At 53.5% G+C, this 24578-nt stretch carries 20 protein-coding genes; 12 read left to right on the top strand and 8 right to left on the bottom strand.

Annotation, left to right across the window (positions count from 1 at the left end; translation table 11 throughout):
• The first annotated feature begins 5 nt into the window (after positions 1–5).
• From VE954_RS43000 to VE954_RS42980, 5 genes are all read left to right on the top strand, one after another.
• Positions 6–1076 carry a hypothetical protein gene (locus VE954_RS43000; RefSeq protein ID WP_324964896.1) on the top strand — a complete coding sequence of 357 codons (1071 nt, stop codon included), beginning with the start codon at positions 6–8 and terminating at the stop codon, positions 1074–1076.
• 91 nt (positions 1077–1167) lie between these two features.
• On the top strand, positions 1168–1872 hold the full coding sequence (locus VE954_RS42995) for a hypothetical protein (RefSeq protein ID WP_324964894.1): 705 nt from the start codon (positions 1168–1170) through the stop codon (positions 1870–1872).
• Positions 1869–3524, top strand: coding sequence for a hypothetical protein (locus VE954_RS42990; RefSeq protein ID WP_324964892.1), 1656 nt, complete (start codon positions 1869–1871; stop codon positions 3522–3524). Before VE954_RS42995 ends, VE954_RS42990 begins: the two co-directional genes overlap by 4 nt.
• On the top strand, positions 3521–4909 hold the full coding sequence (locus VE954_RS42985; protein ID WP_324964890.1) for a DUF1501 domain-containing protein: 1389 nt from the start codon (positions 3521–3523) through the stop codon (positions 4907–4909). Before VE954_RS42990 ends, VE954_RS42985 begins: the two co-directional genes overlap by 4 nt.
• Before the next feature lie 50 nt (positions 4910–4959).
• Positions 4960–6102 (top strand): hypothetical protein, encoded by a 1143-nt coding sequence (locus VE954_RS42980; protein WP_324964888.1) that lies wholly within the window; start codon positions 4960–4962, stop codon positions 6100–6102.
• A gap of 2 nt (positions 6103–6104) precedes the next feature.
• Here the strand turns inward: VE954_RS42980 and VE954_RS42975 are convergent, their stop codons facing one another.
• Positions 6105–7775: an ABC transporter substrate-binding protein gene (locus tag VE954_RS42975; RefSeq protein ID WP_324964886.1), complete on the bottom strand. Its 1671-nt coding sequence runs from the start codon at positions 7773–7775 to the stop codon at positions 6105–6107.
• A gap of 197 nt (positions 7776–7972) precedes the next feature.
• On the opposite strand from VE954_RS42975, the gene VE954_RS42970 reads away from it, so the two are divergent.
• The 4 genes from VE954_RS42970 to VE954_RS42955 all read left to right on the top strand — a co-directional run bounded on the left by VE954_RS42970 (position 7973) and on the right by VE954_RS42955 (position 13004).
• Positions 7973–10360 (top strand): adenylate/guanylate cyclase domain-containing protein, encoded by a 2388-nt coding sequence (locus VE954_RS42970; protein ID WP_324964884.1) that lies wholly within the window; start codon positions 7973–7975, stop codon positions 10358–10360.
• A 65-nt stretch (positions 10361–10425) separates the two neighbouring features.
• A complete protein-coding gene (locus tag VE954_RS42965) occupies positions 10426–11637 on the top strand; it encodes a hypothetical protein (RefSeq protein WP_324964882.1) in 1212 nt (403 codons plus the stop codon).
• Positions 11637–11870 carry a hypothetical protein gene (locus VE954_RS42960; RefSeq protein WP_324964880.1) on the top strand — a complete coding sequence of 78 codons (234 nt, stop codon included), beginning with the start codon at positions 11637–11639 and terminating at the stop codon, positions 11868–11870. The genes VE954_RS42965 and VE954_RS42960 overlap by 1 nt, the downstream gene beginning before the upstream one ends.
• A 543-nt stretch (positions 11871–12413) precedes the next feature.
• Entirely contained in the window at positions 12414–13004 is a 591-nt protein-coding gene (locus tag VE954_RS42955; protein WP_324964879.1) for a hypothetical protein, read from the top strand.
• Positions 13005–13073: 69 nt separating this feature from the next.
• Here VE954_RS42955 and sodB read toward each other — a convergent pair whose 3' ends face one another.
• Positions 13074–13649, bottom strand: coding sequence for a superoxide dismutase [Fe] (sodB, locus tag VE954_RS42950; protein ID WP_324964877.1), 576 nt, complete (start codon positions 13647–13649; stop codon positions 13074–13076).
• Positions 13650–13791: 142 nt separating this feature from the next.
• Positions 13792–14436 carry a hypothetical protein gene (locus VE954_RS42945; RefSeq protein WP_324964875.1) on the bottom strand — a complete coding sequence of 215 codons (645 nt, stop codon included), beginning with the start codon at positions 14434–14436 and terminating at the stop codon, positions 13792–13794.
• A 35-nt stretch (positions 14437–14471) separates the two neighbouring features.
• Here VE954_RS42945 and VE954_RS42940 point away from each other — a divergent pair, with 35 nt between their 5' ends.
• Together VE954_RS42940 and VE954_RS42935 are read left to right on the top strand one after the other, a co-directional pair.
• The gene (locus VE954_RS42940; RefSeq protein ID WP_324964873.1) at positions 14472–14996 is read left to right on the top strand and encodes a hypothetical protein; all 525 of its coding nucleotides are present in this window, start codon (positions 14472–14474) and stop codon (positions 14994–14996) included.
• An 86-nt stretch (positions 14997–15082) separates the two neighbouring features.
• Positions 15083–15556, top strand: a complete 474-nt coding sequence (locus VE954_RS42935; protein ID WP_324964871.1) for a hypothetical protein — start codon at positions 15083–15085, stop codon at positions 15554–15556.
• On the opposite strand, the gene VE954_RS42930 is transcribed toward VE954_RS42935, so the two are convergent.
• From VE954_RS42930 to VE954_RS42915, 4 genes are all read right to left on the bottom strand, one after another.
• The gene (locus VE954_RS42930) at positions 15553–17520 is read right to left on the bottom strand and encodes an ABC-F family ATP-binding cassette domain-containing protein (RefSeq protein WP_324964869.1); all 1968 of its coding nucleotides are present in this window, start codon (positions 17518–17520) and stop codon (positions 15553–15555) included. The two genes, VE954_RS42935 and VE954_RS42930, sit on opposite strands and share 4 nt — an antisense overlap.
• A gap of 5 nt (positions 17521–17525) precedes the next feature.
• Entirely contained in the window at positions 17526–18719 is a 1194-nt protein-coding gene (locus VE954_RS42925) for a hypothetical protein (RefSeq protein ID WP_324964867.1), read from the bottom strand.
• A gap of 170 nt (positions 18720–18889) precedes the next feature.
• Positions 18890–20107, bottom strand: coding sequence for a hypothetical protein (locus VE954_RS42920; RefSeq protein WP_324964865.1), 1218 nt, complete (start codon positions 20105–20107; stop codon positions 18890–18892).
• Positions 20108–20225: 118 nt separating this feature from the next.
• Entirely contained in the window at positions 20226–21032 is an 807-nt protein-coding gene (locus tag VE954_RS42915) for a hypothetical protein (protein ID WP_324964863.1), read from the bottom strand.
• Positions 21033–21150: 118 nt separating this feature from the next.
• Between VE954_RS42915 and VE954_RS42910 the strand changes: the two genes are divergently transcribed.
• Entirely contained in the window at positions 21151–23508 is a 2358-nt protein-coding gene (locus VE954_RS42910) for an adenylate/guanylate cyclase domain-containing protein (protein WP_324964861.1), read from the top strand.
• Here the strand turns inward: VE954_RS42910 and VE954_RS42905 are convergent, their stop codons facing one another.
• Positions 23509–24519 carry a hypothetical protein gene (locus VE954_RS42905; protein ID WP_324964859.1) on the bottom strand — a complete coding sequence of 337 codons (1011 nt, stop codon included), beginning with the start codon at positions 24517–24519 and terminating at the stop codon, positions 23509–23511. It abuts the gene before it with no gap.
• Between the last annotated feature and the right edge of the window lie 59 nt (positions 24520–24578).

Genomic DNA, 24578 nt, shown 5'->3' with positions numbered 1-24578 from the left:
GTCACATGCCTGGTCAACGGTCCTGGTCCCGACTGCTGTTTTCTGCAAGTCTTCTGGCATCCGGACCCGCGCAGGCCTTTACTTATGAAGTGCTGTTCGAAGATACGATCGGCCGCGATGCGGTCGTCTTCGGTCGCACGCCCGGGTTTCAAGCCCTGGCTAAAATTGTCCTTCTCGACGGCCAGGTGGATACCAGTGGCACCAATACCATAACCTACGATCGCGTCCTGATTAACTATGCGAAATATATGCAGCAATTCGCGGTTGGCGGCAATGCTTCCGTGCGGTTCTCCCTGCCGGCTCTGGTAAATTATGCCAAGCAGGAAGGCGAGCAGGTGCCGCGTGAAGTGACGGAAGCCACGTGGGTCGAGACCAAACCGAAATTTGAATTTGTCTATGCAACGCAGAACGCGCTCGACATCATTCTGGGCATCGATGGCTATTATGTAGGCGGTCATGAGGCTAAAACCGAATCCGCCTTTTTCAATGCCACCAATAAATTCGATTCCGCCGCGACCTCCTATGGTCACCTGGCCGTCGTTAAGCATGGTGGGAATTTTGATGGTGGCTTTTACTTCAAATCCGCGGCTGAAAAAAAGCGCAATGTGACCAAGAGCACTGACATCGATGAATCGAGCTTTGTGGCCGAAGATCGGATCTATGATCCCGCTACAATCGCCATCTTCATGCGCTCGAATCTTTCCTTCGGCAAGGTTTTTGGGGAATTTGCGGCCGTGGAAGCCAGCGGCGGTGGCAATCGCACGGATCGTGGTGCGACCGTAAAAGAGGATTATTTCCGTGTCCAGGTTGCTGGCTTTTTCCCCCTGGCGGGGAATTTGGGGCTGGAATCCTCCCTGATCTATAAGAGTCTATCCTATGCGGACAATCGCAATATCACCATGGACACCATCCCCATGCTGGGCCTGCAGATCAAACTGAACGTGAATATGGGCATCCCGGTGTTTGCTGGAATCATAGGCGTCTCGGGCAGTGACGGGCAAAGCATACCGGAATTTAACGCCAAGTATAAATTGTTCGGTTTTGGTGGAATTGCTGGAATCCAATCGAATTTTTAATATTACGCAAAACGCAGAAATCAAAGAATTAAGACCTCAAAATTGAATCCTCCCGGGGATCTGCCGAAGCGTTGGATGTGGAGGGATTCATATGATTGGCCTGTCTGTGCGCCACGGATTCGGACCCTGGGTAAGGATTGCTATCCTGGCCCTGGCGTTACCGTCTTTGTCGGGCTGCTATTTCTTTAAAAAAAATAGTGTGAGCGATGGTACCAAGCAAGCCAGCAGCGCTGAAGTGCTGGGAGCTTCCCTTGGCGAAAAAGCCGGCGAGCTGAATGAAACGGCTCTTGCGGAAGTTCACGCGATCTCAACAACCCATGCTCCTGCCGGTGTGCGGCCGGATCCGGACACCTTTGTGCGACAGCTGCTGCTGCAGTATCGCGAGCAAGGGGCTGTGGTGGCTCGTGAGATCGGTCGGGTCGAGGAATATCGCATGCTCCTGGGCGGTGCCAGCAATAACTTTGCGATCGTACCCCAGGAAACCTATGATGCGACCTCTCTGCTGGCCGAGTTGAAAGTGGCCGAAGAAGTCTGCAAAGGCCTCGTGGATCCTGATGAGCGGCAGCATGCCGGATGGGATTCCATCCTGCCTGGGGATCCTTCCGATACCAATACCAACATCAGATTTTTAGCGCAGAGGCTGATCGGTTTGCCTTCCACCAATATCACGGAAGACGCTCTGACCCAGCTGAATGCGATTCTGCAAACAGCGCTGGTGGATGGACGTGTGACCCATGCCAGCTACATCCCTGTCTGTGCCACCCTTCTGATCGATGCGGAGGCTTTGCTGCTATGAGATTAACCTGGAACATTTTGCTTGCCACCCTTGTAGGAACGTTTGTCAGTGGAACCTTGCAGGCCGGTCAGGATATTCCTTCGGCCCTGCGAAGAGCCCAGTATCTATTAACAGGAACCATGCCCACGGATGCAGACTTTGCTTCCAACGCAGTATCCGACGCTGCCTATCGAACGGCTGTACGCACGTTTTTGGATGGTGACGGCTTTTATGATTCCGTGCTGCGTTATCATGAGCGAGTGCTCGGAGTCGGCCTGCCCGATGAATATCTGCAGGAGCTGATGCGTGAAGATATCGACGGCAAAAAAGAGAAATTTGCCAGCATCACCTGCGGTCGCCTGGATGGAATCAATGGTCGCTTTCGCTGTATCTGGACCAGCAATTTGGATTCGCGTTTGGGATCAGGCTGTCCTCTGGCAGCGGAGCAACCCGTGTCGGTCTTCTGGTATCCAGGCATAGTCGCCTGGGCCTGCCCTTCGATCGTGAAAGCATGCGGCCAGGACCTGAATGCCTGCTTTGTGCAAAGCCCCAATGAAGACGAGGCCCGCAATGCCGAGCTTGGCACCACGGAAACCTTTGATTCCCGTTATTCGGTGATTCGTTCCCTCAGTCGTCAGGCGGCGGGTTTGGCTACAGCGGTTGCGGTGCAGAACTATCCTTATACCAAGGTTTTGGAACCGGGTCTGACAGCCGTGGATGGTGCGGTCGCTCACTTTTACGGGCAGCGTCACCATTTCAAGATCGATGAGTTGAACCTCAATGAAGAGGTCGTTGATATCATCGATAACACCGCGTTCAGCGACACGCGCTTCCGTCTTTTGAAAACCTCGGGCTATGATTACAGCTCAGGCGGACTTCTTTCCACCTTTGGCTGGTTGCGTCGCTACGACAAAAACCGGACCCGAGCCAATGAACTTTACAAGCGCCTTCTCTGTCGGGAATTCACCGCGGATCTGCCTCGTGTGTTCCCTCAGGATCCGGGCAACCTCCGCGTGGCTCCAGGATGTTCCGGTTGTCATGCGACCCTCGATCCTTTAGCTGATTTCTTCCTGGCCTGGGGAGAAGGTGGTGATCTTTATAGCGGTGGTCAATCTGTTGTCTCGACGACCTTTAATAACAAAACTGGAACCAGTGTCGCGGATCTGGCAGAAATCGTGCGCGGTGATAAGGCCTTTGCCACCTGTACCGTACAGAATGTCTGGAAATGGCTCATGGGCCGCAAGTTCTATGTGGATGAAGAAAGCCTGCGCACCAAGCTCACGGATTATTTCCTGACCACCAATTACAGCTTCCGGGAGCTGGTGTATGCAATCAGCACCCATCCGGCATTCCTGGAAGGCACGCGCAGTGATGGGATTGCCACCGATCCGCTGCATGCGCCGCCCCTGGGTGAATTCCCGACGACCGCGACCACCTGTGAGGATCGGGCTTATACCTTTGCCGGTGATGTTCAGTCTCGCATTACCTTATGCACCGGTTGCCATAATGGATCCGGCAGTCGTCAGCCGTTGCGCACAGAGGCGGAGTGGCGACCTCTCAGAGCCACTGCGATTCAAATGATGGCCTCCGGTGTCATGCCTCCGGGACCAGCAAACTCCGAAGTATTTAAACTCAAGGATGCTGTCACCTGTTGGTTGGAGAAAGAGCCATGAAAAAGAAAATCGACAAACAGGTGCTGAAAGACAGCCTTATCAAGGGCACAGGGCATGGCCATATCTGTCATCCCTCGCAGCTGCCAGATTTAACCCGGCGCGAGTTGCTCCTCGGCGGCACGTATCTCGCGGGTTATGTCATGGCCTCGCAGTTTTTGCCAGGCGGACAGGCCCTGGGTGCTGGTCAATATCCTCCGCAGCGGCGTCTGGTGTGGATCAATATGAGTGGCGGATGGGACATTCTGGAAATCACGGATCCCAAGCCAGCGTCCACATCCGGTATTGATATGATGTATGACTGGGGTGCCGCTCAGGCTTTGGCCGGCGGTGGAGCCAACGATAAAATTGGCCGCTGGCTGATCAATACCGCTGCCATGGGACAGGATGTGGTGGTCGTGCGTGGTCTGAATATGGGCACGACCTCGCATATGGCTGGTGCCGTTTATATGGATACGGGCGTGCTCAGTAACTCCGGAAACGTCAACGCCGCTTCGATTCCCGCGATTGTAGCGAGTGAAAGCACCGCAACTATTCCCATCATTCAATTGAATGGCGGGATGGATCCCCAGATTGACCGCGGTCTTCTCAGTCCCGTTTCGGTTGTGCGCGCGCAAAACCTTGATCTGTATCGATCCATGTATCCCGAAGGCACGGATGCGGTGGAACAGAAGATGCTGGTGCTCAATTATTTGAACAGCTCCATTGCACGCGCCAAAGCCAAGACCGGTGATCATGATCGCCTCAAAGCTGTGGCTTCGGCTCAATCCAAAATTCAGACTCAGGTCGCGGACAATGTCGGGAGCAAGCTGGAACTGACCAATGATGATCGGACGGCTTTCAACATTAACGCCCCGCGCACCATGAATAACGGCATGCGCGATGCTTTTGCTCTGTCGCTGAAACTTCTCAAAAATAACCTCGTGACCTGCCTTAACCTGGGTGTTGGTGGCTTTGATACTCACGCTGGCCAGGAACGCTCCATGCAGCCTGTGGTTGAGAGTTTTGATTTCCTTCTGGCCCGCTTTGTCGCCGAGCTCAGAGCAGCAAACCAGCTCGACAATACGCTGATCGTCCTATATTCTGACTTTGGACGTACTCCCAAAGTCAATAACAACGCTGGTCGTGACCATTGGCCTGTGGGTGGTGCGCTGATGATTGGCGGTGGTATTCAGGGCGGACGGGTGGTCGGTGCCACCGATGATAATCTGCGAGCCTTGAGCATCAATAGGGACACTGGCGCTGCCGAAACCGGGGGCTCTTTCACACTGAGTCCGAGCAACCTCGGCGGTGCGGTTTTGGAGTTGACGTTGGGTGCAACCTATACCACAACCTATCGCACGTATTTGGAATCAATTCCTGCACTCACTCGACTCAAAACCAGTTAAAATGGTGTTGGCGTCGTGATGGAACGTGAATTTCCCAGGAAGGGCCGGCTATGAAGCCAGTGAAGGCTTTACTATCGATTTGTCTTCTCGGTTCGCAAACAGTGCTGGCTGACAACGTCGAGGAGCGAGCCTGGCCCGTCACCTCCTTTCTCATTCCCAATCCGTTTCAGGTGAATCCGGCGGGCATTCCCACCGATCGCACGATCATCGGCGGCATGCGGCTGAATCGGACCGAGGAATCCCGTTATCTGATCAATCCCAACAACAATACGCCTCCTTCCATCCAGCATACGACCAACAAGAAAGATGTGGCGTTGGGCTTTCAATTGCCTTTGGGTGGCGCGGCTTTTGGTCTTTCGGGCGATGAACATTCCCGGCAGATCACTGGCAAATCCGATCAGCGTAACAGTGAAGTCTTTGAGGAATTCTGGGTCCGCGATTACAAAATGAAATTTGTGGTGGACCTCCTCCCGGAACTGCGCGGAGCCTTCACATTCCGCTATCAATCGCATCAGGCGGATCTGCTCGGCGGCTATGGTGTGGGCAACAGTGATCGCACGCGCTACAAAGGAACCATGTCGGGCTACTCGCTCGGTGTTAACTATCGCGTTCGGAGCCTCAGCATCGGGGCTTTTACAGCTCCACCCCTGCGCGGCAAGGCCACGATTGAAGGGGAACAGAAGATTATTTCCGATCCAGGGCTGGGCGGTCTGGAAGTGGGGCTGACCTATTCGGATCGTCTCTCGCTCGGGCTGTCCGTTCTGAAATGGTCCTATAAACACGATGACCGCGACGAGGACACGACCAGTCCCGTCGATCAGCGCGATATTTTTCTACGGGGTGTTGATGTCGATCAATATTTTCGCAAGACCCTGGCCATCGGTATCGGGGCGGAATTTGCCGTTCTTCCCGTGGTCGGCATCAAGGGCAGCATCGTGAAGCAGGAAGGGGTCTTCCTCTTCGATCCAACGCGTGTCCCGGGTGATAACGGTGACGTGGAAACCGGCATCAAGTCCTATGAAATGCGGGTCGGCGGCTTCATTCGCAATAAGCAGTTCTTTGCCGAACTGCTCCTGCTGAAAGCCAGCCGCGAGAAGGATGAAGTACGAGTCCGACGCAACGGAGTGAACGCCCTGGGCAGCTACAAACACGACGATTCCTCGAATATGGTCGTGCTTGGCGCTGCGTTTTAACCTTACATCTTTCGCACCGGCAGATCCGCTGCGGACGGATAAGCGGAAATCCTTTCCTGGGTTTCCAAAATATCCTTGGTCGCAGGCTCCTTGCGATTCAGCCACACATCCGGCAGATAAACCAAGGGGAAGGCTGGCAGTTCACTCATAAACTGCTTATCGAGACGCGACAGCAGCCTTTGCAGTTGGATCGGCTCAGCATCACGCTGCATGCTTTCCAGAATGCGATCGACCACGTTCATATCCCAGCCACTGAAGTTGCTGCCATAATAATTATTTTCCGAATTGGGAATGGCCAGCGAATGCATCAGGTTGATCGGCGGACTCAAGGGCGGCAGATTCCAGCGCATGCAGGCCATGTCCTTGAATCGACGCTGTGGTAGAGTCTGACGCACAAACTCCTCCTCCGGGACGATCTCCAGTTTGACCTCGGCACCGATCTTGCGCAAATCCTCCAGCACCGGCTGATAGAACCCTGACTTCATCCGCTCATCCGAGCAGGTCAAAATCAGATGAATCTTTTGCCCATCAATGGTGAGCGTGCCATCGGCGGCTTTGCGCCCCCCGATTTGGTCCAGAAGCTGAGCGACGCGCTGCGGCTGATAAGGATCCGCCACCTTTTCATTGATGCGTTCCAGCTGCGTGGGGTGCAGGAACGTAGCGGCTGGCAGACCGTGACCCTGCAGTTGATTCTTCACCAGGGTTTGACGTTGAATGGTGCGCTGCAAAATCTGTCGCAGCTGAGGATTGACCAGCAGGGGACTCCGCAAATTCAGAAGGATCAGTTCCAACGTATGGCCTGGCCGACTTTGCAAACTGAATTTCTGTTCCAGACCGGGTACCTGCTCCTTGAGCGCCAGCCAGTCGAGCCAGCTCAGTTCGCCTTCTGCGGTTTGATCCACTTCACCGGATTGCAAAGCCTTGGCCAGCGCGGGAATTCCATTCACAAGTCGCAGTTCCAAATCCTGGGTCGGCGCGTCTTCCCATTCCCCTTCCGGATTGGACGCAAGCTGCCAACGCTCCGGTGTGGCTGATTTCACCAGATAGGCTCCATAATAAAGCCCTGGATCCTGAAGCCGGTTCCACCAATTGGCGTCGCGGGTTTCCTTTTGCAGTTTCTGTATCAGATCCGCCTTGTGCGAGGGCAGAAGGGAGATGGCGAACAGTTGGAAGGCATCGGCGCGTCGATGCGTCAGGACCAGACGTATGATGTTTTTGTTATCCTCGTCCATTTCTATACGGCGAATGGGCAGCAGTGGATCCTTGCCCTTGCCGTAATCGGCACGAGCCATGGTCTCCAGTGTGTACTTGATATCCTGAGGCGTCAGAGGCGCCCCATCCGCCCACTTCAGTTTCTTTTTCAGTTCGAGCTCGACGACAAACGTGGTCGCAGCACCGTCTTCACTTTTGCGAGACGACAGTTCCGGCAGTTCCTTGCACAGGATGCAGATAATGCGGCCATCGTTTCGTACGGTAAGAACCGGAGGATTGATCAGGTGACGAATGGATTTGTTATCACCGGACTTTTGCATCAGCGGATAGATCTGCGCAGGATCCTGTAATGTACCGATAACAAATGGTTTTCCAAAGGATTGGGACGCCAGACCCAAACTGCAGAATGTGGCCAGCCAGCCCATGACGGCACGGCGTTTCAAGGAAGCAAACTGTTGCATCGGGGCATTGTCCTTTCGAAACAGACTCCTGTCATGCTCCATCATAGGGGAATGCGGGTGGGGAAACCAGTCCGAACCGTGGGAACCTTACCGGAAAACGCTGTAGACTTCCGCTTTTGCCAAGGTCATCGCGCTTGGGTTGCAAAGATTTGCGCCGATACCGCTAGAGAGACATTCTCAGGCAAGGGGAGCAGGGATTGAGTCGCGAACCAGGACATTGGTTACAGAGTCCATCAGTCAGTTTAAAACTGGCGGTCGGAATCTGTTTGTTTTGGATCACACTCCTCACCCTTTGGGAGCTGTCACCGCTGGCGGTGGAAGCGGAAACCCGAATCGTCAATCCTCTGCTGTTTCAAATGCGCCAGAAGCTCGAGCGAGCGCCACAGGTCAATCCCCACATCAAATCCTACGGGATGGATGACACGACCATTTCCTATATGCAGCGGCCTCATCTGAAACTCAGCCAATGGGTGGCTCTCCTGGAAGCCATCAATTCCCGGTCGCCGAAGGCCATCGTGATCGACTCGCTGTTTTCCGTGACCGATGTTTCGCCCGACGAGCAGGCGGAGCGGGACTCCCTCGCCCAACGGTTGAAAGCCATTCAAACGCCTATTTTAATGGGCTCCTACGCAAGTATGAAGCAGGTGCGTGGACGCGAACACTGGGATCTCAACGATCCGGCCTTTGATATCAACCATTATCTACGGCAGCTGCCCCAATCACCTTTGACGGCAGATCAGGAAGCGGCGGCTTTGCCCGTGATTGATTACGGCAATGGTTTTGTCTATGGGCCGGATGTGTTCCTGCGGGAAGCGCTCTATCGGATTGGACATATCCATTATGGGCAAAAAGAAGGCCGGTTTCACCCCTTCATTCGTTTGCAAAAAAATCGCCTGTTGCCCCATGTCATGGTGCGCGCGAGCGGCGAAGCTTATTTTAAACAGGGTCAGCTTTATATGAATGAAGGCGAGCTGCCGCTTTCCCGGGACGGCAGCGCCTATATCAATTTCCCTGCTCGTGATCAGATGGCGAAATCCGTGCGTCCCTTGCGCCTTTTGCTGAAGCCCAGCCTTCAGGATAAAGAGTTGCAAAGGATCTCCAGCGAAGACTACGTGTACATTATTCAGATGTACTACACGGGGAATGTGGATTTCAAACCCAGCCCGATCGGAATGATACCAGGCGCCTTTTCCCATCTCGCCGTGCTCAACAATATTCTGCAAAAGGAATGGCTGCGGCCGATTGAAGCCGGACCCTGGTTGATTGCTGGGTTTGGCTGTTTTGCAGCCCTCCTGGCTTTTTGGTTGAGTCCGGCTGTATTGATCATGATCCTGGTGGCGAGCCTTTGCCTCTGGGCACTCCTCTGTTTTTACGCCTTTGCCTGGCTCGGTCTGGTGATCCCTTGGCTGGGTCCCAGCATGAGCTTTTTCTTTATTGGCTTGAGCATCGCCGGTTTTAGAATTCGGGCGATGGAATTGAAGTCCTGGTATATCAAGCAGACTTTGCAGGGGACCGTGGAAAACAAGGTCTTGAATGAACTCTCGAAGCATCCTGAGCGGCTGGCTCTCGAAGCGCGCGAACGGGTTCTTACGATCATGTTCATCGACATCGTCGGCTTTTCCCTCATGGTTGAGAATCAATTGCCCCGTACCGCTTTTGAAAGTCTTCGCAGTCTGATTGAAGAGCTGAGCAGTACCGTGCATCGGCACGGCGGAATCGTGAATAAGACGCTCGGCGATGGCCTGCTTTGCTTCTTTGGTTACTCCTTTCATGATGACAAGGAATCCACCGACCATGCGGAGCAGGCGCTCCTTACGGCGCTCGAAATCCAAAGATCGAACGTGCCGCGGATGATCCGATCGTCCAAGCGTCGTGAACCGGTTTTCCCTCTGCGGATTGGCATCAATACCTCTGCGGTTTTCCTTGGCAACCTCGGCAGTGGTGAAAAACTCGATTTTACCGTCATCGGCAACGGCGTGAACTTCGCCAAGCGTTTGGAAGGAGCCTGTCTGCCACATTCCGTGCTGGTGGGGCCCACGACCAAGGAACTGGTGGAACCCCTGGGCACCATCAACGCCCGCGCCAAACGCCGGCTGATTGCCATCAAGCATCACATTGAAATGGTGGAATCCTGGGAGTATGATCCGTTCCTGAATCAGCCAGAGTTGCGCGCTCAGGCGGAAGAGGTCTACAAGACCAGTGCCTATCTGACAAGGGTGGAGCGCCGTTGGAGCGTTGCCAAACCAGAGCGTATCCTTCTCACAACTTTATCCGGACCGGCTCATCTGTTAAATTTCTCTTCGACGGGCATGAGTTTCTCTTTGCCAGGCTTGATTCCCCGCGGCACCCGGCTCGAGCTCAACATTGACTCGGCCGATGGCCTCCTGTATCAGCAGTTGGCCGGGTTCGGCCTGCAGAAGATCCAGGTGGAAGTGCGTTGGGTGCAAAAAAGCGAAGAGCGGTATCTGCACGGAGTGCGCTATCTGGATCTGGATGCACGACAGACAGATCTTATTACGGATCTTTTATGCCAATACGCTCTTGCAGAATTCGAAGACATCTCAGCCGAGGACGCCGCTTCCTAGGCATCTTCCTGCTGGCGTCTCTGGCTTTCAGTTCAGTGGCCCAGGCCTGCCCCGGATTTCTGATCATGCACCAGATTCCCTTGAAAAATCGTTGGAAAATCCCCCGATCCACGTTGCATCTCTTCGTTTTTCGACCGGATCTTCCCGAACGTTGGATGCAGCTGCCGATGCAGCTCGATCCTTTGGATGATGAAGGCAATCTCTTGTTTCCGGACGACAAAAACTGGAACAAAAAGCCGATTGTGCCTTTCGATCGCCTGAGCTTTTTCGATGAGCGTTTTGGAGCCAAATTTGATGGGAAGGGTGAGGGGCCCTGCAGGTCAACCAACGTTGTGGAATTTGATACCAAACGGGGTTACGGATACCTGGCCAGCTGTCCCGAAGATTATGTCCCGAAGCCTTTTGCAGAACCTGTGACGCTTAACGAAAAGCAACGGATGGTCACGGCGAAGTACTATAAATACAACTACAGCGAACGCAACCATTTGGTCTTTGATAACATTCACCTCGCCGATCCAGCCTTTCAGAATTTTTATCCCGTGGCCTCGCAATCGGATCTTTTCATCGTCGGGGATGTGAAGAATTTTTTTACCCTGCATTTTGATTCGGATGACATTGATGCGTTCATCAATCATAAGCGTAGCGGTCAATTGGGTCTTATGGGTGGGCTCAAGTTCTATCTGCGCATCCTCTATTTCAAGATCAAGATGTCGCTCATGCCGGAAGTCAACTTCTTCGATGACTCGGTTTTCATGCCCATGATTCTGACACTGCCGGTGGATGCGAAGAAATATCTGAGGCGGGGCAGCGGCATTTATTATACCTGGCTGGGTGACAAGGATACCGAATGGCTTTGGGATCAAAGCGAGCTGGAAAACCTGGATCTGGCTGTCCTCGATCCTCTGTTCAATGGCGCCTCCCGCATGCCGTCCGAGAAATACTGCAACCGCTCCAAATGCCGTTACAAGATACTCGGGCGCAATCATGGTCGCCTGTTTGCCCTGCATTTTGAAATCAGCCGCAAGGCGGCCGAGCTCGGTTTTTTTCCGCGCCTGATCCGGGATATGCCGGCCGTTGAAAAAATGATCAAGCATCCGGTGAGCCAGTATCCAGCGCAAAACCGTATCGGTGTGTACTTTGAAACTGCTCAGATGCCCGAAGGGGAACACACCTGGGATTTTTGGATCCATTTTCCGGAGCAGGAAAAAGCTGCTTGCAATGTTAACGTCAGGGCCCGGTTTGTCACCGCAGCCCCTTCGCCTATGGAAAAGAAATAATGGTGTTGGTTAAAGTTCTTTTGCACGTGGCATGGATCATTCCCCTGTTTTGGGGTCGAACCTCTTTGGCGGTTGCCATGCTGCTCTTCGTGGGACTCTGTTACATCAAAGTCTTTAAATTCCGACAGCAGCTTTCTGATCTGGCTGCGCGAGGGGGTGATTCTCGAGAAGAAGCGACCCTCCGAAACGCGCTCAAGCGCTGGCATGCCTTGACCTGGCTCAAAGAACGTTAAGCGTAATGCAAGCGTGTTTGGGCCTGCGATACAAGCAATTCCGTTTCATCTAAATTCAGACAGTACGTTGAATGGATATACTGCACGACCTTGTGGATTTCCATGCCGCCTTTCAGCAGCGTCGATATTGCTTGTATGATGCCTCGTTTTGATTTTTCTGACATGGTCTTCGCCTTTCCCGTTCGCGTCTCCACCTAACCTAAAGACGCGCATCAAGGAAAGAGATTGCTCTCTTCCACAAAAAAATAAACTCCAAAATAGTGTGCAAGCCCTGATGAGCTTACCAAAACGTTGTTAATGATTGGCCAGACAGTTAGCTTATCTTTTTTTGAAAGAATTCCACACTCTGTTCTGTCAGCACGGGTTCTCACGAAACAGCAAAGTGTTTCATCATCCCTCGTTCAGCTTTATCTAATCAACCTCTATTGCTGGTAATCAACTAAGGAAATGCTGGGTGATTGCTGGTGTTTACGTGTCCTCTGAAACGTGACTAAATGAGGCTTGTTGTAAGACACACTCTGGCTGTTCTTTAGGAGACTCGAGATGAAAGTCCTCGCCCATCTTTGCACCGCCGCCATGCTTCTTGTTTCGACCTTGAGCTTTGCGCTACCGAAAGTCAGCGTGGAGGTGCTATCCGAAGTGAAAAATGTGGATCAGGTTCTGGCCGATCTGCAAACTTACGAAAGTCGCTTTTGGGCGATTGGCCTGAATGGCGATACGCTGCAGCCCGATGGTTTTCAGCGTTTCTTTGTGGCGCGTGATATCGAGTTCCAATTCTTTGTGCGCAGCATGGCGGGTATTGCGCTGGGCGACGAGTCAGCCTATCAGGAAAATCGGCGCGTTCTGATGGATTATCGCCATCGCATCCTCCAGGACGAAATCATGCAGGTTGAGCAGATTTCGCAGCAAATCATCACCGCTCAGCAGCAGGATACCGCTGTCGGCTTTACGACAGGCACGCTTCAGCCGGATCAATTCATTAAATTCTTTGGTGAGCGCGGTCTTGAGATCCGCTATTACGCACGAGGCCCATCCTTCACCATCGGCGACCAGTCCGCCTATGAGCAAAACCTTCAAGTCCTGCGGGAATATGCGCAAAAGCTGAAAGAGCTTGATGCGACTCCAGGTCAGTGATGAGTAGGGTATTCAAGCTGGAAATGACAATGGATCGATCGGTTTGATCGATCCATTTTTCTATTCTTATCAGAATTGTTTTTCCACGAAGTCCCAGTTCACGAGGTTCCAGAAAGCCTCGACGTACTTGGCGCGCGCGTTGCGATAGTCGATGTAGTAGGCATGTTCCCAAACATCGCAGGTCAACAGCGGCTTCATGTTCGTTGTCAGTGGACAACCGGCGTTGGACGTTTTCTCAATGGCAATCGAGCCATCAGGTTTCTTCACGAGCCAGGCCCAGCCTGAACCGAATTGGGTCAGAGCTGCGTCGGTGAATTTTTCCTTGAAGCTTGGGAAGGAGCCAAAGCTCGACTTGATCAGATCACCGATCTTGCCTTTGGGTTCGCCGCCGCCTTTGGGGCTCAGGCAGTACCAGTAAAAGGTGTGATTCCAAACCTGGGCTGCGTTATTGAAAATGCCGCCTTCCGTGGTCTTGATCAGCTCTTCAAGGCTTTTTTCAGCGTTGGGAGTGCCTTCAACCAGCTTGTTGAGGTTCGTCACATAGGTTTGGTGGTGCTTGCCATAGTGATATTCAAGGGTCTCGGCCGAAATATGAGGCGCCAAGGCATCTTGGGCATAAGGCAGTTCCGGGAGTTTAAAAGCCATTGGTTTTCTCCTGTAAGTAAGACAGATCGTGACTACTATAGGAGAGCCATTTCCCCAGAACAAGTGAATAGGCGAGGCATCCTACGACTTTGCGGGGCTTGGCCGCCTGGACCTGGGGGTTTTTTGGCAGATGCGACGGCGCTTACATCAGGAAATCGGCCACGATCCGGGAAGCCAGTTGTTCAGAAAGCTCTTTGACCTTGGACTGCAGCGCTTCCTCGTAGTTGAGATAGGCGCTGGCAGCGGGCGTGATGGTTTCTGAGCGCAGACTTTTGAAGGTGGTCCCGGCGCTGTAGTTTCGATTAAACAGCACAGCTCTCGTTTTCAGATCATGCACTTCCACATTAATAGCCATGTTGACCGCTTCATCTGTGGTTCGATTGCCGGCCCGCTTCAGATTGCGGAATTCCTGGGATGCCGGTTTTTCAGTTTCGGTGACGACGGGATCCCGGCTGATCTGCTCGCGACTGGGTGTGCCGGTGGGATTCACCGTGGCTTTGTTTAAAGTGATCAGCATAATCGCATCGGCCTCGTCCTGACTGGTCACCATCAAACGCCCGCTGCGCGCCAGTTCCCGCTGCACAGCCGACCACAGAAGTTCATGCGGAATCACTTCGCGACTGACGTCATACACGGCTTCCACTGCAATCGTCCGCACCCCAACGGGTGGCCGGAGGGCGGTGTTACTGAAACGATAGACACAGCCTGAAGACGCCAGCATCACAAGCAGGCAAAATCCGCCCATCTTTAAGCGGCGCAAGGCTTTCGGTACAATAAAAAGTGTCACGATGAATCCTGACCTAAATGAGGAGCACGGCGCCTATGTCTTTTTCGACCCCAATGGGGACAACAAGACGCCCTGTGATCGCTAGTGTAGCGAGTGCGGATGCTGAGTTCAATCACTGGGTGGAACGTCAGGGTTACCGGGAGTTCAAGGATGCCAATGGGGGCATCTGGCAGCTCCACATGAAGCTCCGGCAACTGCCGCATCCACATGACACCCAGGCCTCTCTGTACCGGCTGCAGATCGACCTGAAATGTGAGCTTGATGCCCGTCATTTGGTCGAGGTCGGCGCCTATGACAGCAAGGAAGACGAGCGACTTCTCCTGCGGCTCGGCACGGATCGGGTGCCGGTGGAAATGAAAAGCCGCATCATGGAAACGCCGAGTATTGAGAACCTGCGCGGCGAGCTGGTGGATGAACTTGATAGAATACGAAAATCACTGGAAAAAATTGATCTGAACAGCATGCGTAAGCGCGTGATTGGACAGTGGATCGATCGCAAGCAACTCTTTGGAAGCAGGATCCCGTCTTCATCTGCGGACAAGATAGATCTTGATGTTTGAATAGCGTTTGATATATTCCCTCAGTTTTTTTGCAGAAATCAGCGGGTGTATCGGGTCGGAAATCACAGCGGGAGTTAGAGAGGCTTATGGACTTTGTTCCCGAATTCATCGACGAAGCAGTGATCCTCAATGCGGTCGATATTTGCACGCACGGCACCGATTGTCGCCCCTGTGCCGAGCTCTCCGTGGGTATCCACAACTGGCTTGTGGCGCACAAACTGCAATATCTGGTCGTTGATTTTCAGGATGAGAAGGATGTGTGCACGTCCATTCTTGCTGAACTTCTGCAGCTGAAAAAACGCCTGCGCTATCCCTTTTTATTTTGCGGCGTGTTGGATGGACCCAAAAAGTTTTTGAAGTCCTATGCCTACAATGACTTTCCATTTTTTACGGTTCCGGAAGAGGCGATCGCCTTCCTCCGTAAAACCCAGCCTGAACTTTTGAAGGTCGATCTTTCCCATGTGAAAGCGGGTGAGCCCATTCCCTGCACCCGTTCCCGGAACTATCGTCCCGAGGACGTCGAAGAAGTCGAAGAACCCGAACCGGAACCCGAAACCTAATTCAAGCGTCCCATGGCTCCCAGCTGCGTTTCAACCTGTTCCAGGCCGTCAGCAGTTTCGAGCCATTCCTCCTCCAGCTTCTCCAGCTGCGCGGTGTGATCCTGCAGCATGCGATTGAAGTCGGTCGCCTTCACATAATCATTCGGATCCAGATCGGCGAGCTTTTTTTCCACCTGAGCCATGGTGTTTTTAAGCTTATGCTGATCGATCTCCAATTTTTCCATCGCCTTTTGCAAACGATTGCGATCCTTTTTGAGCTGCTTGGCCTGCTCGAAGTCCGCGTTGCTATCCTTGGACTCGACGGCTTTGGCCTGAGGCGCTTTCGTTTTGGTTTCGCCGCCGTCCAAAACATCCGGGAAGCCCTGCTGCGCGGCCAGACGTTTATAGTCTTCCAGCTTGCCATGAAACAGAGCGGAACGACCATCAGGCAGCATGACAAAGATATGCGTGGCGAGCGCTTCAATAAACGTACGGTCGTGACTGACGAAGAGCAGCGTGCCGGTATAGGCTTCCAGGCCCTCAATCAAGACTTCAACCGATGACATATCCAAGTGGTTGGTCGGTTCGTCGAGAACCAAAAGGTTCGACTGCAGCAGCAGAGATCGACAAAGAGCCACGCGCGCTTTTTCACCACCGGACAAAACCTTGACCGTCTTGAAGACATCATCGCCCGAGAAGAGGAAGGAACCCAGAATCTGCCGGCCTTCCTTGTCACCCAGGTCAGCGCGTGTGCTGAGCACGTTTTCCAGTACGGTGCGATTGAGGTCGAGGATTTCGCCATGATTCTGGGCAAAATAAGCAAGGCGGACCGCATGTCCGGTTTGGACCTCGCCACCTAAACTTGGAATTTGACCCGATATGGTTTTCAAGAACGTGGATTTGCCGATGCCGTTGCTGCCGATAATAGCGACGCGAGCGCCGCGTTCCATCAGCAGATTGACATTGGTTGCCAGGGGTTTGCTGTAACCAATGCTCAAATTTTTCACGGTCAGGACATCCCGGCCACAGGGTGGGGCGGGTGGCAGCCTGAGGCTGAATGTTTGTTCCCCAGCGGTGGGATCAAGCTCACTTTCCAGGGATCGCAACTTGGCAATCTGTTTCATTTTGGATTGCGCCTGACGAGCCTTGCTGGCTTTGGCCCCAAAACGGTCGACGAAGGTTTCGAGCTGCTCGCGTTGTCGCTCCAGGTTCTGCCGTCTCGATTCCATCTGCGACTCTTCCATTTCGCGCTGCTCAAGAAGCGAGTCGAAATTGCCGCGATAGGCCTTCAGGATGCCGTGACTCAGATGAAGCGTGACGGTCGCCAGACGGTTGAGCAAAGCGCGATCATGCGACACGAAAAGCAAGGTGCCGCGGAAACTTTGCAGATAACGTTCGACCCAAATCAAACTCGGAAGATCCAAATGGTTGGTCGGTTCATCGAGGACCAGCACATCGGGATCATTCAAAAAAACCTTGGCCAGTTCGAGGCGCATGCGCCAGCCGCCTGAAAGCGCCTTGGGGCTGTGATGAATCTGGTCCGCACGAAAGCCAAGTCCATGCAGAATCCCGCTGGCTTTGGCTTCCAGACTATAACCACCGGCCTGGGAAAACTGGCTTTCCGCTTTTTCGTAACGGGCCACCAGCTCATCGGAACTCTCGGTTTGCAGAGCATCGAGTGCGGCGTCCATGCGAACTTTAAGCTCATAGATTTCACGATGCCCGGCGAAGCAGTCGGCGAGGACGGTTTCCTTCGGATTGCTTTCTGGTTCCTGCGGCAGGTACCCGAGCTTCAAATTTTGTGACGTGACGATGCGGCCGCCATCGGCGGATTCCAGGCCGGTGAGGATATTCAATAGAGTGGTTTTGCCGGCACCATTGGCGCCGACAAGAGCCACTTTTTCACCATCAGGAAATCGGTAGTTGACATGATCGAGGACGATGCGACTACCGAAGTTTTTTTGCAAATTTTCTAGAGCTAACATGGGTCCTATTGCGTCTTTGGAGTGTTTCCGCCAGCGTCCTGGTCGATGCCGCTCAGATCCCGCGTTATCACAGCCAGGTTATCACGAACAGTGTCCAGTTGATCCGCGACCGGATAATCCTTGAGCGCCTGTTCGAGAAGATCCTTGGCTTGTTTCAAATAAGCGGCCTTGGCTCGATTATCGGCCACGGGCATGGCGTTTTGAAAGGCTTGCGCGGCCTTCTGTCGAAGATCCTGCACGGCCCGGTTGCTATAAACTTTGATCTTTTCCTTGGCCTGGTCGAAGAACGGATCGCGATTATCAATCCGTGCTGCAAAGTCGATGGCCTGTTTAAATTCACCCTTATCCGCCAGACGCTGCGATTGCATCAGTATGGTATCGCTGCGTTTGAGATCAGCAGGGCCGGTTTGAAAATCACCCTGAGGCTGGGAAGCCGGTTCCGTTTGCAAGGTGGCCACAGGTGCAGCTTCCGCAGGCACGGCTGGGGTTTCCGCAGGCGCTTCGGTTTCAGGTTTCGTGGAACTTTGCAAGACCGCCCATTTTTGGGCTTCCTGATCGAGGATGGTCTGCATTCCACTGTTAAATGGAGCGCTATTGCTGGTGTGCTCCATGAGCGATTTCACCAGCGCCAGAGTCGGAAGATTTTTCAAATGCTGGTTCTGATGGAAGCTCGTGACGAGATCGATATTAAGATCACGGAATTGCTTTTCCATCGATGGCATCTGACCCGCATTGGTGCCCTGAGCTCCTGCTGCGGGTTGATTCCTGGCGACGTCATTGGACTCATAAAGATCACGGCTCTGAAATTTGCTGCTCTGTTCCGTTTGAATTTTCAAGAGGCGCAGCTGGGCCAGGATCAGAACGGCTTCTTCCAGGCTACCCTGAGGCGCCGGATGTAAAGCCGTGGCCGCGCGAATGTCCTCATCCATCAGTTGCATGGTCTGATCATTGAGACGATTGAGTGTCCGCGTGAGATCGGTCGCAACAGGCGCCGTGTCAGCCGGCTGCACCGGGACCGGTGCGTCCGCCGCGATCTCCTGAGTCTTTTGACCTTCCTTGGTCAGCGGCTTGTTTTTCTTGGCTGCGCTCAAGGCTTCGGCCGTGCTCCTGTGCGTCGTGCCATGGGGTCGCGAAGTGACACAAGCGGGAACTGTGGCCAACGTTACCAAAACAAGAGGAGTTGTGAATTTTGCTCTCATGCCAAGCCTTTTTTGAAGAGACAGAACCAAGAGACCCTCGGTGTCCCGTCCTGGGGGTTGAGGATTCACTGCAAGATATACTGGAATGTTAGCAAATTTCCCAGCGAGTTGACAGAAAGGGAGACAGTTCCGACATGGGAAGCCTTTTTGGCTGTGATCGAGGGGGGTGCTTAGAAATCGAGCGACAGGCCACCCAGGAGGCGGCGGTCCTCTTTGGGACTGGCAGACGAGGATATATCACGACCAAAGCTGGCAAAATCCAGAGATAACGCTCCCAGGCTTACTGAGCCGCCCACTGTATAGTAGCCCTGGTTCAGCCCAAAGGCGAAGGTTACAGGCGAAGGTAGCAAAGGATTGCCGGTAAAAAATTCAATCCCGGCATGCAGCTGCTTGATGACGTCCAGGCCGTCCAGGCCATAGACCTTGTCGCCGGCGATCACCACATTGTGGTGCATGTCAACAGCGATGCGGGCCCCAAGCTTATTGCCAAATCGAGGCGTGATGGAGACGCCGTACCGAATGTCAGTGGGATCCACGGTGGAGACGGCTTCCTCGTTGGCAAATTCACCGCTAAAAACTGTGCCGCACACATTGATGCGCGATTTGCTGAAGGGATTCAGATAATCCGCCTTACATCCACTGGGCGAATTCAAAATGGCCACACCCACGGTCGGGAACCAGAAATCAGCAAAAGTCCAGAGCATGCCCATATCTATGGCAAGGGCCGTGGACTTATTGGATTTGTTCTTGATCTCTTTTTGCAGCGCGCGCCCATCAGCCAGCGTCGTCAGGGGTACCTTATCTTCATAAGCATAACGGGCCAGGTAACGGGCTTGTATGCCGACGTTGAAACGGTTGCTACGATTGGTGAAGGCCACTCCAAAAATCCCGCCGACATCGGAAATCGCTTCAGTATTGGCCAGCTCAGGATTGTCTTCGTTCACAACGGATTTCAGGGTCGTGGTGGTATACGCGCCCACAACCGCCGGCAGACTATCGATATCAAACATCATCAAAGGATAGGCCTGGGTGGTGGCCCAAAAGGGTTTATCCCCCAGTTCATCGGCCTGTGCTGCAATTTGATCGGCATTCTCGGAATTGTTGCCGACGCCCTGGATGAATTCGCGACTTTTGGTATTGGCGCCGACGATAATGGCAGGAACCTTGATCAGGTTCACGGTGGAACGACTCCGAGCTTTGCGAATGCGGGCAATCCCAGCGGGATTGGTCCAAATCGCATCTTCATCGTTGGCAATGGCCGTAAAAGCGCCACCCACCGCATTAGGGCGGACGGGAATAAAGGATTCGGGAATTTCCTCGGCGCGCAACGATTCTGCACTGCTTCCCAGCAGGGCTCCCATCAATGCCGATAAACAAATCTTTCGCAAAGGCAAACCCCGTTCCGTAAGTCGACTCTTCTCTTAAGGCTATCGACCGCAAGGTGCGCCTTCTAAAGAGGAAAAGTCTGCCTGGTGGACGGGATTTTATTTGTTTGATTTCAATAGGTTAAAGATTGGGTGTCAGGCGACACAGGGTTTCCAGGTCTTCAACGTTCTTTTTGAGGCGACGGATTTCCTGCTCATTCTTTTGCAGTTCCGCCTGCAAATGCTGGATTCTTTCGTCTTTCATGCGGATCAATTCATCCTTGGTGCCCAGCAGCTGTCGCGAAAGATCCATGGTGCGATTCATCGCATCCTGAGCGAAAAGCAGGAGATCGCGATAATCTTCGACGGGGAGTTCAGGATGGTCATGAGTGGCTTCCGCTTCGTGCGTCATGCGCGGAGCAGGATCCTCTTGCCTGTCCATCGCAGCGCCCGGCCTCGCGGTGAACGCCGCAGGTTCCCTGGTGTTAGCGATAACCGGTTCCCTCGCGGTGAATGTCACAGATTCCCTGGTGTTAGGAATAACCGGTTCCCTCGCGGTGAATGTCGTAGGTTCTCTGGCGGCGACCGGTTCCCGCGCAGGAGCCGCCATGGGGTCTCGCGCACGCGCGGCCACGGGCTCAGTGGGTGAAATTTCCGATTTGGCGTCCATGTCCCACGCAGGACCCGCGGAGAATTCAATCTGGGGCTCACCCCGACCCACCTCAAGATGAAGCGCGGCATCACTCAATTCGACACTGGCGTCCAACTCGGGCTCCTGCTCCCGCAGGATCAGAATCTCGTCATTGACGAATCGGGCGGCCAATTCCCCCTCTTCAATCAGTTCCCAAACCCGGTCCTCAGTGATTTGGTTGCGTTGAGCAAAATCACTTAAATTCAGTGGCCGCTCGCTGGATTGCTGCTGCTCGGGACGGCTGGGATTGATGTCCATGGTCGGAACTCCCTAGAAAGTTGTCAGGAAAAGTTTAACCCGGTTTTTCGCGGGCCTTAAAATTTTTCGCCAATCTTCCGAAGACTTTACCAGCTGAGCTTACGTTACAAGGGATGGCATGATGAAGGCTTTTTTGCGTAAAGTCCGCAGTAAGATTTCCAAGCTGCTGCCGATCTGGATTATCTGCGGCACCATAATGGGTGCATCCTGGTGGGCCTTGCGGCAGCATTACTTCCGCTTTGCCGTCGGCGCCAACGAACGCGATCCCCTTTATCGCATCGAAAGCTCCTGGTTCGACATTAAAGTGACCAGCTTGCGCGGTCCTCAAAAGCCCACCGGCAAAGTCGGCATCCTGGCCATCGATGACGATTCCGTGCACGAATTCGGCCGCTGGCCCTTTTCCCGTCGCTATTATGATCAGGCTTTTAAGAATCTCAAGAAACATGGCGTCAAGTGGATTGGTTTTGACTCTGTGTACGATAAACCTGAACGCCCGAGTCTGGATGATATCGAAGGCCAGCTGATGGCCCTGACAGGAAGTCGGCAACAATCGCGTGATCTCAATACGGTCATGCAGTCCATCGGCCAGATGAAAAAAATGAGCCCGGCGGACTTGAGTTTCCGGAGCGCACTGCAGAATTTTGGCAATATCGTGCTCGGTTACTTCTATATGGAAACCAAGCTGGAGGCCAGCAGGGCTCTCGGCACCCGGCAGCATTATGATGGGATCGAGCGTATTTCCGTCTCGGAAATCACCGGGATTGATATGCCCGAGGGCAAAAAACTCTCCGATTTCCCTCTGATGAAGCCTGAGGCCATTCAGGTCAACGATCCCGTTATCGATGAGGTGGGCAACCACTTTGCCTTTTTCAATAACGATGCTGACCAGGATGCCATTAACCGCTGGCTGACCCTGGTGGCCGACGTCAATGGCCATCTGATGCCATGTCTGGCCCTTAAAACCGTAGCCGAATATCTGGATCGCGAAATCTTCGTCTTTTTTAATAACAACGGGATCGAAAGCCTGGCTCTCGTCAGCCGCGAAGATCCCAGTGACTCCATTGATATTCCGGTCGATTCCACGGGTAAAGGCCGCGTTCTCATCAATCCTCGTGGTCGGGGCGAAACCATTCCCCACTATGGATTGGCCGCAGCCTACCGCGACTCCTTCACCGAGAAACAGAAAAAAGCTTTGAAGGATTCCGTGCTCCTCCTCGGCGCCACGGCCACCGGTATCAACGATATGCGCCCCAATGCCTTCGACCCCACCATCAACGGGGCAGAAAACCATGCGGCGGTGATGGATAACATCGTGCGTGGCGATTTTTATAAACGCCCGGCCACCATTTTTAGAACCGAGATGCAGATCCTGCTCGCGCTGGGCCTGATCTTTACGCTGATCCTCTCGTTTGGTACGGGGATGCTTTCCGGGGCTTCGCTGATCGTTTTCCTCGTTGGCTACTACTATTTGGACAAATACTTCTGGATGGGCAAAGGCATCTGGACCTTCATGGTCGTGCCTGCGGGTGAAGTCACGCTCATGTTCACCGTCGTGACTCTTTATAAGTACGTGACCGAAGAAAAAGAAAAGAAGATGGTCAAGGGCGCGTTCCAGCATTACCTCAGTCCCGAGGTGATCGACCAGGTGCTGCAGAACCCGGAACAGCTCAAGCTCGGCGGCGAGAAAAAAGAACTGACGGTATTCTTCTCGGATGTCCGCGGTTTCACCACGATCTCGGAAACACTGACGCCAGAAAAACTCAGCGAACTGATGAACGAATACTTCACGCCTATGACCGGTATTGTTCTGCGCAGCAAGGGAGTGCTGGATAAGTACATTGGTGATGCGATCATGGCCTTCTGGGGCGCGCCTTTGGAACTGGAAAACCCGGCGGAAACCGGTTGCCAGGCAGCCATCGAAATGCTGTATGCCTTGGATAAACTGCGTTTGGAATTCAAAGCCAAGGGATTTCCCGATATCGACATCGGCATTGGTCTGAATACAGGCCCCATGTCGGTGGGTAACATGGGTTCCGGCGAGCGCTTCACGTATACGGTCATGGGTGATGCGGTGAACCTGGGTTCGCGATTGGAAGGCCTCACCAAGGAATATGGTATCAAGATCATGATCAGCGAGTTCACGCACGCCAAGCTCAGGCCCGGAAAATTCTTTACGCGCGACCTCGATGATATCCGGGTCAAAGGTAAAAATGAGCCGGTCAAGGTCTATAACCTGATGCGGCCCGACTATCTATCGACTCCCGAACAGATGCGAGAGTTCATCGCGCACTTTGAAAAAGGTCGCAAGGCTTATACGGCCCAGGATTGGGCCGAGGCCAAACGAAACTTTGTGAACTGCATGCAGATGAAGCCGGATGACAAGGCCAGCATCCTGTACTGTGAACGCATTGATCACTATATCGAGGAGTCACCAGGCCAGCAGTGGGATGGTGTTTATACCTTCAAACACAAGTGATCAGAACATATAACCCAACTTGAGCAAGCCGTAATACGGCCGAAACTGGGCGCCCAATTCCTTTTGAATACGCTCGTCGGCCGTCGAACCCGTTAACACCAGCGTGAGATCATCGAGATCAGCATTGGCTTCGTAATCAATCGCGCCTGATAACGGAGCGCCGAACCCGAGCCAGTCGATGGCCACATAAAATCCTTTGCCAGGTTCCCATTGGCTGCCGAGCGTAAGATCGAACAGGATCAGCTGGGCAGTAAAATCAGTGGAAATCTCCTCGTCCAGCACGCCTGGCCCTTCCCAACCATAAGTGCCTTGAATACTGTTCACGCTCAATCCTGTGCCGAGGAACAGCCAGCGACTGTTGAAGAAGCGCGCCGTCAAGCGGCCAGTTGTCATCTTCGTGGCGAGGAATTCATCGGTTTCAGGATTCTGTGAATTGGTCAGACGCGTCTGCGTGCTGGTGATCTGCAGACCCCAATCCATCCAGGTCAGCGAGCGACGTAAATACTCCAGGCCAAAGCCGGTGCCGAGAAAATTGCCGACTCCAATGAGGCCGATCTGATTTCTGGCTTCTCCCGACCCATCCAAAGGCGCCGCGGTCGGATCATCACCCCAAATATTCAAATCCCCTCGTTCTTCCGGCAGAGGCACTTGGAAACGCGAGTTATCCACCGGTGGGTCGAGGATCACGGGTGGTGAAGGCGGAAAATAGGGCGCCGGTTTTTGGGCCGGCCGCGGTTTCGGCGCTGGTTTTGCCGGTGGTTTAGCGGGAGCCTTGCCCTTGGCGCCTTTGCTGGGAGTCGCTGGTTTTTTAGGCTTGGCTTTGGCCTTGGCAGGCGATTTTTTCGCCTGCATTTGCAGGACCGCGTTGCTTTCGCTTTCGACTTCCTTCGCGTTGGTTGCCGGGTCCATGCTTTGCTCGCTGTCACCTTGCATTGCCTGAGCCAGAGTGATATTTGGAAGATTCCAAACCATAGCAGCGCTGATAAGGGCGAACAGCGTTCGGCAGGTCACGGGGAGCCTCCAAGAAACCAGTTACGCGGTATTGACTCCCTCCAGGATAAGAAAAAAAG

It is taken from the genome of Oligoflexus sp. (assembly GCF_035638955.1).
Lineage (GTDB): Bacteria > Bdellovibrionota_B > Oligoflexia > Oligoflexales > Oligoflexaceae > Oligoflexus.
The sequence above is the reverse complement of the archived record's forward strand: the minus strand, read 5'-3'. Positions and strand labels throughout refer to the sequence as shown.

Coding starts and splice junctions, on each gene's coding strand:
- VE954_RS43000 (WP_324964896.1), top strand. CDS start 6: ATGCCTGGTCAACGGTCCTGGTCCCGACTGCTGTTTTCTGCAAGTCTT.
- VE954_RS42995 (WP_324964894.1), top strand. CDS start 1,168: ATGATTGGCCTGTCTGTGCGCCACGGATTCGGACCCTGGGTAAGGATT.
- VE954_RS42990 (WP_324964892.1), top strand. CDS start 1,869: ATGAGATTAACCTGGAACATTTTGCTTGCCACCCTTGTAGGAACGTTT.
- VE954_RS42985 (WP_324964890.1), top strand. CDS start 3,521: ATGAAAAAGAAAATCGACAAACAGGTGCTGAAAGACAGCCTTATCAAG.
- VE954_RS42980 (WP_324964888.1), top strand. CDS start 4,960: ATGAAGCCAGTGAAGGCTTTACTATCGATTTGTCTTCTCGGTTCGCAA.
- VE954_RS42975 (WP_324964886.1), bottom strand. CDS start 7,775: ATGCAACAGTTTGCTTCCTTGAAACGCCGTGCCGTCATGGGCTGGCTG.
- VE954_RS42965 (WP_324964882.1), top strand. CDS start 10,426: ATGCACCAGATTCCCTTGAAAAATCGTTGGAAAATCCCCCGATCCACG.
- VE954_RS42960 (WP_324964880.1), top strand. CDS start 11,637: ATGGTGTTGGTTAAAGTTCTTTTGCACGTGGCATGGATCATTCCCCTG.
- VE954_RS42955 (WP_324964879.1), top strand. CDS start 12,414: ATGAAAGTCCTCGCCCATCTTTGCACCGCCGCCATGCTTCTTGTTTCG.
- sodB (WP_324964877.1), bottom strand. CDS start 13,649: ATGGCTTTTAAACTCCCGGAACTGCCTTATGCCCAAGATGCCTTGGCG.
- VE954_RS42940 (WP_324964873.1), top strand. CDS start 14,472: ATGTCTTTTTCGACCCCAATGGGGACAACAAGACGCCCTGTGATCGCT.
- VE954_RS42935 (WP_324964871.1), top strand. CDS start 15,083: ATGGACTTTGTTCCCGAATTCATCGACGAAGCAGTGATCCTCAATGCG.
- VE954_RS42930 (WP_324964869.1), bottom strand. CDS start 17,520: ATGTTAGCTCTAGAAAATTTGCAAAAAAACTTCGGTAGTCGCATCGTC.
- VE954_RS42925 (WP_324964867.1), bottom strand. CDS start 18,719: ATGAGAGCAAAATTCACAACTCCTCTTGTTTTGGTAACGTTGGCCACA.
- VE954_RS42915 (WP_324964863.1), bottom strand. CDS start 21,032: ATGGACATCAATCCCAGCCGTCCCGAGCAGCAGCAATCCAGCGAGCGG.
- VE954_RS42910 (WP_324964861.1), top strand. CDS start 21,151: ATGATGAAGGCTTTTTTGCGTAAAGTCCGCAGTAAGATTTCCAAGCTG.